The organism is Paenarthrobacter sp. NPDC090522, from assembly GCF_044769225.1.
GTDB lineage: Bacteria > Actinomycetota > Actinomycetes > Actinomycetales > Micrococcaceae > Arthrobacter.
The window spans coordinates 1-12099 of the sequence record NZ_JBIVXL010000012.1; the positions used below are offsets into that span (position 1 = coordinate 1).

Consider the following 12099-nt stretch of genomic DNA (forward strand, 5'->3'; position numbering starts at 1 on the left):
ACCCACCCTCAACCTCGAAACCCCAGCCAACCGGCTTAACCAGCTGCTACAAGCGGCCTAACCCCCCAGCGTTGCTCCCACCCCTTGACTCCGCCCGTTCAAAACGCGCACAATTGCGACTTAGTTGGGTGGGTCTTCGGCGATAACTGCCACGGCTCCGGCGGGCACCACTCCACTGAAGCGTTCGCCGCTCAGCAGCTCCTCGCCGTCGGACTTCACCGTTACGTCCTCCCGGCCGTGGTTGATGGCGAACAGGAAACTGCGGCCGTCAGCCGCCCGGCGGCGGGAAAGTTCGACGCCGGCACCCGCCTCGGCCGCGGACGTCACCTTGGCTTCGTCCAGGAGGCGCGCGGTCAGTGAGTCGATGCCGTCGGCGTCGGGAAGCGTAGCGAGGTACCACGCTGACCCGGCTCCGGTGGCCCGCCGGGTGAGGGCGGGGACGCCGTCCAGCGGATAGTGGGTGAAGGTGGCCAGGACCTCGGTGGAACCGGTTGCGCGCACGTGTTCGCTCCACACTGAACCCACGGTGCCGTCATTCAGGGTGGTGGACGAGCCGGGGAAGAGCGGGTGGAATTCCTCGGTCCGGATGCCCAGAAGTTCGCGGAAAGCGCCGGGATAGCCGCCAAGCCGCACGTGGTCGCGTTCGTCGACGATGCCGCTGAAGTAGCTGACCAGCACAGTGGCTCCATGGTGTGCCGCGGACGCTATCGAGGCAGCCGCCTCGTCCGTCACGGCGTAGAGCGTGCAGACCAGGACCAGGTCGTAGCCGGACAGGTCTCCGGTGGGATGGACAAAGTCCGCCGTTACGCCGCGCAGGTAGAGGGAACGGTGGAAGGCCCGCATGGTGTCGAGATACTTGACGCCCTGGCTCGGATGCGAGTCCAGTTCCGACGCCCACCAGGCCTCGTAATCGAACACAATGGCCACGCGGGATTCGACGCGCGAACCCTTGACGGGCTCCAGCCTGCGGAGGGCTTCACCCAGGTCCACCACGTTGCGCCACACCTGGGTATCCCGGCCGCCGTGCGGAACCATGGCCGAGTGGAATTTCTCGGAGCCCGCCTTGCTCTGGCGCCACTGGAAAAACATGACAGCGTCCGCCCCGCGGGCCACATGGGCCAGGGAATTCCGGAGCATTTCGCCGGGCATCTTTGGCTGGTTGTATGGCTGCCAGTTGACGGCCGACGTCGAGTGCTCCATCAGGATCCACGGATCTCCGCCGGCCACGCCGCGCGTCAGGTCGGCGCTGAACGCGAGTTCGATCTCGCGCTCCGGGTCGGCCGCGACCAGGTAGTGGTCGTTGGCGATGACGTCCATGTCCTTGGCCCAGTCGAAGTAGTCCAGGGTCTTCGTTGCGCTGGAGACCATGAAGTTGGTGGTGGCCGGTACGCCGGGGGTCACCTCGCGGAGCACGGCGAGCAGTTCCCGGTAGTAGTCCATGAAGGCCCAGGAGTTGAAGCGGGCAAAGTCCAGCTGCTGGCCAGGGTTCAGGGTAGTGGGAGCTGCTCCCGGCGGGATGATCTCGTCGAAGGACGCGTAGTGCTGGGACCAGAAGGCTGTTCCCCAGGCGTCATTCAGCATCTCGATGGTCCCGTACCGGCGTTCGAGCCAACGGCGGAAGGCGGCTGCATCCTCTTCGCCATGGAACTCGCCCACGTGGCAGCCGAGCTCGTTGTCCACGTGCCACAAGGCCAGGGCAGGGTGGTCCTTATAGCGTTCGGCGATAACGCGCGTCATGGCGGTGGCGTACCTGCGGTACACCGATGACGACGGCGAGTAGTGCCGTCGGGAGCCACGCTCCAGTCGGACGCCTTCCGCCGTGACGGGCAGGATTTCCGGGTGCTTGCGGGCCAGCCACGCCGGTGGGGAAGCGGTGGCCGTGGCCAAGGCCACCTTGATGCCGGCGCCGTGGAGGTTGTCCAACACGTCATCGAGCCAGCCGAAATCGTAGTTTCCTTCGCTGGGTTCCAGCAGGCCCCAGGAGAAGATCGCGACGCTCAGGAAACTGACGCCGGCCTCCTTCATGAGCTCGATGTCCTCGAGCCGGATGTCTTCCGGCCATTGTTCGGGGTTGTAGTCGCCGCCGTAGGCGATGCCGGGCACGCTGTTCCAAACCGATGGACCACGGGAGGTTTCAGGGGAGGACAAGGGGACTCCTTCGTCTGGTTGGACGTTCTGGATGACTGGTGGTGCAGGACATGGTATGGCCGGAAGCTGCGAAAGCGCGTTCTTGGAAAACGCTTGCCCAGATTCCCGAATGGGGATATTGTATCGATTCAGAACGAGTGTAAGCGAGATCACTGCCACGTTGTAATGATCAAAAAATGGGGCTTGCACCAACTGAGCAAGGAGGCTCTCATGATCAACAGAAGGAATTTCCTCACCACGGTGGCCCTGGGCACGGCATCTGCTGCGTTCCTGTCCGCTTGTGGGCAGTCTTCGTCCTCCGGGCAGACAGGCTCAGCCCAGAACCCCGTGACCATCACCTACACCTGGTGGGGCAACGACGACCGCGCCGAGCGCACCCGCAAGGCCATTGCCCTCTTCGAGTCCAAGAACCCCGACGTGAAGGTTAACGGCAACTTCACCGACTTCACCGGCTACTGGCAGAAGCGCGCCACGGAAGCTGCCGGTGGAGGTCTTCCGGACGTCATGCAGTGGGACCTTTCCTACCTGCGGGACTATGGCCAGCGCAATCAACTCCTGGACCTCGGCACCGTGAAGATCAACACCGACGCTTTCGACAAGTCCCTCCTGCCTTCCGGGCAGATCAGGGGCAAGCAGTTCGGCATTCCTACCAGCACCAACGCCTTCGCCGTCTACTACGACCCCGCCAAGCTCAAGACCCTGGGCATCGCCGAGCCGGGCGCCGGCTGGAACTACAAGGAATTCAATGCATTCCTCACCGAAGTTGGTTCGAAGGGCAACGGTACGTTGTTCGGTGGCACCGACTACACGGGTGTGTGGTGGATGTTCAACATCTGGCTGCGCCAGAACAACATCAAGGCCTTCACCGACGAGGGCAAGCTTGGCTTCTCCAAGGACGACCTGAAGAAGTGGTGGAACCAGGCAGGCAGCCTCCGCGGCACCGGGGCGATCGTGGGCGAGGACAAGGTAACGCAGTTGCTGCCCAAGTCCCCCTTCGGTTCCAACGTCACTGCCACCGAGGCCACGTGGGACAACTTCATGGCCGGCTACCTCGCGGACAGCGGCGCCAAGGAGCTCAAGCTCGTTCCCGTTCCCTCTGACGACCCGGACAACCTGGGCCTGTTCCTCAAGCCCTCCATGCTCATGGTGGCCAGCGCCAAGACCAAGTACAAGGAAGCAGCGGCCCGCTTCATCGACTTCATGGTCAACGATCCCGAGGTTGGCCAGATCTTCAAGACCTCCCGCGGTGTTCCCGCCTCCAAGACCCAGCGCGACGGCACCACCTTCGAGGGCACGGACAAGCTGGTGGTGGACTACGAGAAGTCGATCGAGAAGTACCTTAAGGACGCTCCCGAGCCGCCCATCGTTGGCTTCGGCACCCTGGAAGCATCCTTCAAGCGCATCAGCTCGGAACTTAACTACGGCAAGCAGACCGTGGACAGCGCAGCGGATGCGTGGTTCAAGGAAGCCGAAGACCTCATCAAGCAGAACGCCTGATCCAGGCCTGAACTGACGGAAGAAACCCGTGACTCAAAGCCCAACCCTGAGCCGGCGTTCCCAGTCGTCCGCTTCCCCGCAACCGCGCAAGCCGCGGCGGCGGGGTGCGGATGCCCGCGCCGGCTACACGTTCCTGCTGCCATGGCTGCTGGGATTCATCGCCCTGACCGTCGGTCCGATGATTTCCTCGCTGTACCTCTCCTTCACCAACTACAACCTCTTTGAAGCTCCCAAGTGGATCGGCCTGGACAACTACACCACCTTGTTCCAGGACGAACGGTTCCTGCAGTCGGTGGGCGTGACCCTGAGCTACGTCGTGTTCGGTACGCCCTTGAAGCTCGCCGCCGCGTTGGCAGTGGCCATGTTGCTGAACAGCAAGCGGAAGGGACAGGGATTTTACCGTTCCGCGTTCTACGCTCCTTCCCTCATCGGCGCGAGTGTTTCGATCGCCATCGTGTGGAAGGCCATGTTCGGTGACTCCGGTCCCGTGGACCAGGGCCTGTCCTTCTTCGGCATCAACCTCGGCGGCTGGGTGGGCAATCCGTCCATGACCATGCCCATGATGATTCTGCTGACAGTGTGGCAGTTCGGTGCCCCGATGGTGATCTTCCTGGCCGGCCTGAAGCAGATCCCCGCCGATCTCTACGAGGCCGCCTCCATGGACGGTGCGGGTCCGGTGCGGAAGTTCTTCAACATCACCTGGCCCATGCTTTCCCCGGTGATCTTCTTCAACCTGCTCATGGAAACCATCCACGCGTTCCAGATCTTCGCTTCGGCCTACATCATCTCCAACGGTGAAGGCGGCCCTGCAGGATCCACCCTCTTCTACACCCTCTACCTCTACCTGCGCGGTTTCAGCGACTTCCGGATGGGCTACGCCTCGGCTATGGCCTGGCTCCTGGTGATCGTAGTCGGCGTCATCACGCTGATCTTCTTCAAGACCTCCAAGTCCTGGGTCCACTACAGCGGTGATTCGAAATGACAACCATGGCAACTCCCACGCAGTCCGCTTCAACGCCGGCAGAGACTCCGGCCTACAACCCGAAGGCAGAGTCCGGCGCGGCCAGGAAAGCCAAAAGCGTCATCTTCCACATCGTCGCCTTGGTCCTGGTGGGGATTGTCCTCTACCCGGCTTTGTGGATGATTGCCTCGTCCTTCAAGCCGAACTCGGAGATCGGCGGCGGCAATACCTCGCTGTGGTCGGCGAACTTCAGCTTCGACAACTTTATCACTGCCATGGACGGCATTGGCGGGGTCAGCACGCTGACGTTCTTCACCAACTCCCTGATCCTCGCCATTGGTGCCGTGGTGGGCACCGTCCTCTCGGCCAGCGTTTCCGCGTATGCCTTTGCGCGGATCAACTTCCCGGGCCGCGGCTTGTTCTTCGGCATGATGATCGCCACCCTGCTGCTCCCGTTCCACGTGGTGATCATTCCGCAGTACATCATTTTCCAGCAGCTGGGCCTGGTGGACACGTACGTGCCGTTGCTGATCGGCAAGTTCCTTGCGGCCGATGCGTTCTTCGTTTTCCTCATGGTCCAGTTCATGCGCGGACTGCCGGCAGAGCTGGACGAGGCGGCCCGCATTGACGGCGCCGGACACGTCCGCATCTTCGGTTCCATCATGCTCCCGCTCATGAAACCGGCCCTGATCTCCACGTCCATCTTCTCCTTCATCTGGAGCTGGAACGACTTCCTGGGCCCGCTGCTGTACCTGAATACACCGGAAAAGTACCCGCTTCCACTGGCCCTGCGGCTCTTCGTGGACCAGACCCAGAGCTCGGACTACGGCGCCATGATCGCCATGTCTGTGCTGGCCCTCCTTCCCGTGCTGGTGTTCTTCCTGATCTTCCAGCGCTACATCGTGGAGGGCGTTTCCACCCAGGGCCTCAAGGGCTAGGAGGACAGGCAATGAGCGTCATGGACACCACGGGAAAGCCCTCGGACAAGCCTGGAATTCCGGTCAACCGCTTTGCCCTCTTCTCCGAGACGATGCTGGCAGGCGTCATCGTGCTCCTGTTGTCCCTGCCGCTGGTGACGGCGCCGGCGGCCTATGCTGCCGGCGTCGTCCATCTCGAAAGGCACCTCAGCGGCAGGGATGATTCCCTCAGGACCCTGTGGGACACTTTCCGCCGGGCGCTGCCCGGCAGTTGGAAGTACGGCATGACGACGGCGGCGGCCGGCCTGGTGGTTGTCCTCAACCTGTTGCTCGCGCTGGTGGAGCAATTGCCGGGGCGGACGGTCATCCTGCCTGCCACCCTGGTGCTGGCGGCCGCGGGCGCGGTCCTGCTGTTGCGCACCGCGGGTAATTGGAGCGGCCCCGTGGCGTGGGACGCAGCGACCCAGCCTGCCGACACGGGTGGTGGCGAGGGGTGGGCCGCAGCCTACTCCACCGCCAAGGAAGACTCCGTCCGCGACTGGAGCGGCTCGCTCCTTTTGCTGGCTGCCCTGGGCATGTCGGTGGTCTTCGTGTGGATGCTCCAGGCGTTGTTCGTCATTGTTCCCGGCGCACTCATCCTTGCCACCGCCGCCATCAAAATCCGTTCCAACCGAAACCGTTAGCCCGCACCACCCGCACAGATGAGAGCTGACCGCCCCCGTGCCTTCGCGCCCGTTTTCCCAGCGTCCGCAAACCCAACAGCCTACGCAACGCAATCCACTCAACCCCGAAACCTGGCATTACCCCCTGAGGCACCATAACTACCGGATCTTCGTTGCCCTGACTTTGGCAAGCAGCGGGGGAGTATGGATGCAGCGCCTGGCCCAGGACTGGTTGGTGCTGCAACTGACAGGGAGCCCGGCCGCCGTCGGTCTGGCCGTCGCCCTCCAATTCCTGCCGATGCTGGTGGTGGGTCCCCTCAGCGGAGTCCTGGTGGACCTCTTTCCCAAACGCCGGATCCTCCTGGTGTGCCAGTCAGTGGCTGCGGTGCTTGCTGCGGGCTTGGCGGTGTGGAGTGCCACCGGTGGACGTGATGTGTGGATTGTCTATGCCAGTTGCATTGCCCTGGGTGTCACCAGTGCGATCGACGGCCCTGCCCGGCAGGTGTTCGTCAACGAGGTGGTGGGTGACCGGGGATTGCCGGCGGCCATCGGCCTGAACAGTGCCATTGGCCAGCTTGGGGCGATGGTGGGTCCGGCACTTGCCGGTGTTGTCATCGCCAAGGCTGGACCGGCGGCTGCGTTTGCCGGCAACGCCGTGGTGGGGATCGCTGTGCTGCTGATGATCGTGGCCATCCGCCCCAATGAACTGCACCATGCCCCGGGCCACGCCAAACCTGGTGACCGGCGCGGCGGGATCCTCGCCGGATTCCGCTTTGTCCGCGCGCGTCCGCCGCTCCTGCTCATCATGCTTTTGGCCGGCCTGCTGGGTGCCTTCGGTATGAACGGTCCGGTGGTCCTCGCTGCGTTCGCTGACAGGGTCTGGCACAGCGGACCGGCGGGCTTCGGCCTGTTCAATACCGTCAGCGCCCTGGGTGCACTCGCTGGCGCGCTGCTTGCTACGAGGATCAAGCGCTTCGGCAGGAAGGGCATCGTAGCCAGTGCCGGGCTCTTCGGCTTGAGCCAATTGGTGGCCGCGCTGATGCCCACGGAGGAATGGTTCGTGCTGTTGCTGGTGGTGGTGGGTTTCATGACCCTGATGTTCCTCACCAGCGCTGCGACGGCAGTGCAGTTGGAAGCCGGCGCGCATGTCCGCGGGCGCGTGTTGGCCCTGTATCTTCCACTCCTCCTTGGCGGGCATGCACTGGGTGGCTTGCTTGCCGGTTGGCTGACCGAGGAGTTCGGCGTGCGGACGGGCTTGGTGGTCACGGGCGCCTTGGGGATGGTGTCGGCTGCCGTGATTGGCTTGCTGCTCTACGTGTTTGCACGACGGCGGGCCGCGGACGCTTGATCGCTTTCTGAACACCCTGGAGGTCGAAACTCACAAAAAATACCTTGACTTGTGATGTAACGCACATCTACGCTGAGAAAGCGTTTTCTCCAACGCGCATCTGCAAGACTCACCTGCGTTCAAGACAAGGACTCCAGATGTCGATTCGTGCACGAAAATCTTTCTCCGGCCTTTCCGTCAAGGTCGCAGCTGCCGCGGCAGCGCTCGCCATAACAATGACCGGTTGTGGCGGCTCACCCCAGGCAGCATCCGACGGGACCGTAACCCTCCGCTTCAGTTGGTGGGGCTCCGACGTCCGCCACAAAATGACCCAAAAGCTCATCGACGCGTTCCAGGCCGAGAATCCCAACATCAAGATCAAGGGGGAATATGGAGACTGGTCCGGCTACTGGGACAAGCTTGCTACCCAGGTCGCGTCGCAGGACGCCCCGGACATCATCCAGATGGACGCTGCGTACCTCGGAGAATATGCGGGCCGCGGGGCCTTGCTGGAGTTGAAGGACGTTGACCAGTCCAAGTTCGATCAAGCAGTGGCTGACGCTGGAAAGGTGGACGGCAAGCAGTACGCCATCACCGCCGGCGTCAACGCCCAGGTGGTCCTGGCCAATCCGTCCCTGGTCTCGGCCAGTGGTGTCACGCTCCCCGATGACAAGACCTGGACCTGGGACGAATACAGCAAGACCGCTGCGGACATCACCTCGAAGAGCAAGGACGGGGTTTATGGATCCGGTGCCGTCACCGGTGACGCACCCATGAACCTGTGGTTCCGCCAGCACGGAAAGAAACTCTTCGCCGAAGACGGCCACTTCGGCTTCGACGAGAACGATTTGAAGGGCTGGTATGAGTACCAAGCCCAGCTCCGGGATTCCAAAGCCGTTCCACCAGCTTCGGTGATGACCGAGGATGTCACGGCGTCCGTGGACCAGCAGGGCCTGGCCACCAACCGCTTCGCCTTGGCATGGTACTGGTCCAACCAGCTTTCTGCCCTGAGCAAGGCATCCGGCCAGGCACTGGAGATCCACCGTCCGCCGAGCACGGACGGCTCGGCTGCCGACGCCCAGCAGTACTACAAGTCGTCCCAGTTCTGGTCAGCGAGTTCGCGCACCAAGCACCCGGCCGAGGTCCAGAAGTTCATCGATTTCCTGTCCAACAGCGTCGAAGCGGGCCAGATTGCGCTGGCCGATCGCGGTATTCCCGGTAACTCCGAGGTCCGTACCGCCGTCACTCCGAACCTCACGCCCGAAGACGCGGCCACCGCCAAGTTCATCGACGAAATCTCCTCCGAACTGGGCGACGCCGTTCCCGTGCCGCCCGCCGGTTCAAGCTCGGTGATGGAAGTGCTGGGCCGCTACGGCATGGAGGTGCACTTCAACCGCCTCTCGCCTGAAGAAGCAGCCAAGAAGGCCTACCCGGAGGCGAAGAGCCAGCTGCGCAGCTAGCCCCTCCGCGGGATGGCATGTGATGGCAGTCCCGAGGACATTGTCATTGTTTGCCATCTCGCGGAAGGATCACGTCAACCTTCACTCCAGCAGGGGCCGAGTAGTCCAGCTCCGTGCCGTCGGGGGTGCGGCGCCAAGACACCCGGACCGGTCCGCGCTCCGTGGGGATGGCGCCTTCCGCCCGTTCCAGCCGGCACACCGGCGGTTGGATCACGACGGCGGCAGCCCCCGGAGCGGTGATGCGGACACCGAGGAGGTACTCGAAGATCTCCCGCACCACGGAGGCGGACCAAGCGTGGGACTGACTGTAGTCGGTGCCCTCCACGAGATCCCAGGCTTCCCAGGTGAAAGAAGCTCCGGCCTCCAGTTGCCTGGCCCACCCCGGTTGCGTGGCATCCGTGAGGAGGTCCAGGACAGCGTCCACCCGGCCCTCTGCCAGCAAGGCGCGGAACAGGCGGTGCACCGTCATGGGGCCTTGGCGCATCCCCATTCCGGCCAGGCGTTCCGCGTCTTTGGCGGCATGCTCTGGGGGAGTGATGCCCAAGGACAACGGGAACGACGTGGCGTGTTGGGAAGCGTTCAAGCTTGGCCTGCCGTCGGCGTGCAGGCCGTCCACCATGACCCCGTCCACCCGAAGGGCGTCATTGAACCGATCCCCGAGCGCGGCTGCCGCGGCAGCGAACCTCGCCGAGTCCCGCTCACGTCCGGCGGTGGCGCACAACCGGCTGACGACGTCGAGCACTGACCAGGCCTGCGCATTCACCGTGGTCCGTGCGGCGCAGTCCATGTCGTAGCCGAACCGGCCAGGAGCGGGCCAGTCCACGATGCCGTGCAGGTACGGGCCGGACCCTCCGCCCAAGTTCGTGACCAGGCCGGCGGTCGGACCGTCGACCGGGATGTGCCGGAGCACGTAGTCGGCTGAATCGACAAGGCAGGGGAGCAGTTCTTCGACCAGCGCATCATCGCTGCTGTGGCGGTGGTACTCCTCCACCCACTCGGGCATCATGAGCGAGAAATCCGGGATATCGCGCTTGCCATCGCCGTTTGGGTAAACCGCGTTGTAGCGTCCGCGCTCCTCCGGGGAGGCCCAGTAGCGGCCCGCCGACGCCGCGAACTCACGCAGGGCCTTGGCAGTGAAGTGGCGCTCGCCGAACAGGGCCATGGTGGCGTAGGAAATGTTCGCAGCGTCAGCCAGGAACTGTCCCTTCTCGCGGGTAGGGGTGTCCACGAACTGCTCCTGGACGCCGTACAGGGCAGAGTCTTTCAGCAAAGCGAAGACGTGGTCCAGGACCGGATCCGAACTGCTGAAGGTTGCCTCGTCCGGATGCTCCGCGTGGACCACCACGGCCGCTACCTCGCCGAGTTCTGCCAGGGACAAGCCGGGGAACTCAAGGTAGCGGAACCCCAGATGGACGGCAGCCTCATAGCGCTGCGGGCCTCCTGTTTGGGTGTAGGGAAAAGTCATGTCCGTGTTTTGGCTGGCCGTCTTGCCGTGGTCCACCCGGCCGTCCTCAAGCAGCGCGTAGCCGGCCCGCATCATGATGGTCCGGCCGTGTACTCCGCTCCCGAATTCCACCACTGGACGCCCCGGCAGGACCCTGCCGAAGTCCGCCACGGGCGTGCCGTCCTCTGCCGTGCGGATCACGACGGCGGACACCTGGTTCCGGGCGACCATCGCGTAGTTGGGGTGCAGCACCGGGAAGTCCGGGACAGGGTGCTGCCCGAGCGACTGCGCAGGGGACCAGCCTTCCGGTGCAGGCCAGGACGCCGCGTCGTGATGCTCGATCGGATCGCCTTCGTCGTTGCGGTATCCCGCTTGCCTGTAGGGGCCTTCGGCGAGCAGCCACCCGGGCCCGGTTCCGAACAGGTCCCGGGTGCCGTCGTCGTACTCAACGCTTAGCTGGGCCAGCAACCCCGGGCGGCCGGCAGCCCGACCCTGACCGGGTCCGTACCAGTGGGCCAGGGCCTCGATGGTGGCTGAGTCCGTGTCCTGCAGCGCGTCGGTCACGTCCGCAGCGTCGTAGAACTGCTCACCGGGATAGCCGAAACTGGTGGTTTCCAGGCAGGGCATGCCGTTGATCGAGAAGCGCGCATGATGGCCGGCCGCAGCATAAAGGCGGGCCCGGACCACCCTGCCGGGTAGTTCCACGGTGGTCTTGGCGAGCGTCCATTCGTCCGGTTGACGGTGGGGGGTGCTTGTGTGCCAGGCGTCCAGAGCGTCCGGCAACGAAAAATCTGCTTCCAGCACGGTGGAGCCCGCAGCATGCACCGTCAGTGAGCGGTACTCCGCCTGGCTGCGGGGTCCCTGGTGGAAGGCCATGCCGGTTCCATGCCCATTATGACGGGGCACAAGCGCCTCCAGGACCTGCTTTCCGTCAATCACGACGACGATCGCGTCGCCGTCGTCAGTCACGGTCAGGTCCTGCCAGCCGTCGGTGGGAACCGTGCCCGCCCGCGACGCTGCTGCCGCTTCAAAACCCTGGGTCTCGGCCACCGGCACCGTGCAGGGTGCGGCGGCGGCTCCGATCTCCCAAGCGGGGGCCGGCCTGAGCAGCGCAGCACCATGGGGCTCGAGCTCAAGGAGCAAGCCGTTCCCAGCGCCATCGCTGCGCAGGAGGATCCCGGCCGTGCCAAGTCGGAGGCGGAACCGCGCCTTGACGGTGACCGGTCCCTCGGCTTTGACGGGCCAGGGAGCGTGCGGAGTGCCGCCTATGCGCAGGAAGCCCTCCATGAGTTGCATCGGGGCGCGGCCACCGGGAGCGCGGTGGATCCAGTGGCCGGCCCAGCCTTCTCCGGCGGCGCCGAGGCCCGTGCTGAAGGAGGCCGGGGGAGAGGCAGCGCCCGTGGCCCCCTTGGCATCCGTCAATTGCACGGTCCAGGTGTAGTCGGAGTCCGGAGCCAGGTCCTGCCCTGTGTAGGGGATGTGGTGTTGTTGCCCGGATGGCACTTGGCCTGAGTCCCAGACCGTGCTGCCCCGGCTGTCCATGACGTTGATGCGGTAGCCGTTTTGGGCCGCGTCCGTGGCCTCTGCCGCCAGCCGCCAAGCAAACGTCGGCTTGGCTGGGGCGGTGAGGCAGCGGGACAGGCCCTGGACCGTGGGGTGGGAGGCCATGAGGGCTTGGGACGA

At 64.3% G+C, this 12099-nt stretch carries 8 protein-coding genes; 6 read left to right on the plus strand and 2 right to left on the minus strand.

The window, feature by feature from the left end; genetic code table 11:
- Positions 1 to 120: 120 nt before the first annotated feature.
- On the minus strand, positions 121 to 2148 hold the full coding sequence (locus ACIQT2_RS15775; protein WP_402948196.1) for a beta-galactosidase: 2028 nt from the start codon (positions 2146 to 2148) through the stop codon (positions 121 to 123).
- Positions 2149 to 2358: 210 nt separating this feature from the next.
- Here ACIQT2_RS15775 and ACIQT2_RS15780 point away from each other — a divergent pair, with 210 nt between their 5' ends.
- The 6 genes from ACIQT2_RS15780 to ACIQT2_RS15805 all read left to right on the plus strand — a co-directional run bounded on the left by ACIQT2_RS15780 (position 2359) and on the right by ACIQT2_RS15805 (position 8972).
- Positions 2359 to 3645 (plus strand): ABC transporter substrate-binding protein, encoded by a 1287-nt coding sequence (locus ACIQT2_RS15780; protein WP_402948199.1) that lies wholly within the window; start codon positions 2359 to 2361, stop codon positions 3643 to 3645.
- 28 nt (positions 3646 to 3673) lie between these two features.
- The gene (locus ACIQT2_RS15785; protein ID WP_400272538.1) at positions 3674 to 4627 is read left to right on the plus strand and encodes a carbohydrate ABC transporter permease; all 954 of its coding nucleotides are present in this window, start codon (positions 3674 to 3676) and stop codon (positions 4625 to 4627) included.
- Complete coding sequence (locus tag ACIQT2_RS15790; protein WP_402948202.1) at positions 4624 to 5544, plus strand: carbohydrate ABC transporter permease; 921 nt, start codon at positions 4624 to 4626, stop codon at positions 5542 to 5544. Before ACIQT2_RS15785 ends, ACIQT2_RS15790 begins: the two co-directional genes overlap by 4 nt.
- Positions 5545 to 5555: 11 nt before the next feature.
- Complete coding sequence (locus tag ACIQT2_RS15795) at positions 5556 to 6206, plus strand: Poxvirus protein I5 (protein ID WP_402948205.1); 651 nt, start codon at positions 5556 to 5558, stop codon at positions 6204 to 6206.
- 37 nt (positions 6207 to 6243) lie between these two features.
- Positions 6244 to 7533, plus strand: coding sequence for an MFS transporter (locus ACIQT2_RS15800; protein ID WP_402948208.1), 1290 nt, complete (start codon positions 6244 to 6246; stop codon positions 7531 to 7533).
- Positions 7534 to 7670: 137 nt separating this feature from the next.
- Entirely contained in the window at positions 7671 to 8972 is a 1302-nt protein-coding gene (locus ACIQT2_RS15805) for an ABC transporter substrate-binding protein (RefSeq protein ID WP_400337108.1), read from the plus strand.
- A gap of 43 nt (positions 8973 to 9015) precedes the next feature.
- On the opposite strand, the gene ACIQT2_RS15810 is transcribed toward ACIQT2_RS15805, so the two are convergent.
- The gene (locus ACIQT2_RS15810) at positions 9016 to 12084 is read right to left on the minus strand and encodes a family 78 glycoside hydrolase catalytic domain (protein ID WP_402948210.1); all 3069 of its coding nucleotides are present in this window, start codon (positions 12082 to 12084) and stop codon (positions 9016 to 9018) included.
- Positions 12085 to 12099 lie beyond the last annotated feature (15 nt).

Coding starts and splice junctions, on each gene's coding strand:
- ACIQT2_RS15810 (WP_402948210.1), bottom strand. CDS start 12,084: ATGGCCTCCCACCCCACGGTCCAGGGCCTGTCCCGCTGCCTCACCGCC.
- ACIQT2_RS15790 (WP_402948202.1), top strand. CDS start 4,624: ATGACAACCATGGCAACTCCCACGCAGTCCGCTTCAACGCCGGCAGAG.
- ACIQT2_RS15780 (WP_402948199.1), top strand. CDS start 2,359: ATGATCAACAGAAGGAATTTCCTCACCACGGTGGCCCTGGGCACGGCA.
- ACIQT2_RS15795 (WP_402948205.1), top strand. CDS start 5,556: ATGAGCGTCATGGACACCACGGGAAAGCCCTCGGACAAGCCTGGAATT.
- ACIQT2_RS15805 (WP_400337108.1), top strand. CDS start 7,671: ATGTCGATTCGTGCACGAAAATCTTTCTCCGGCCTTTCCGTCAAGGTC.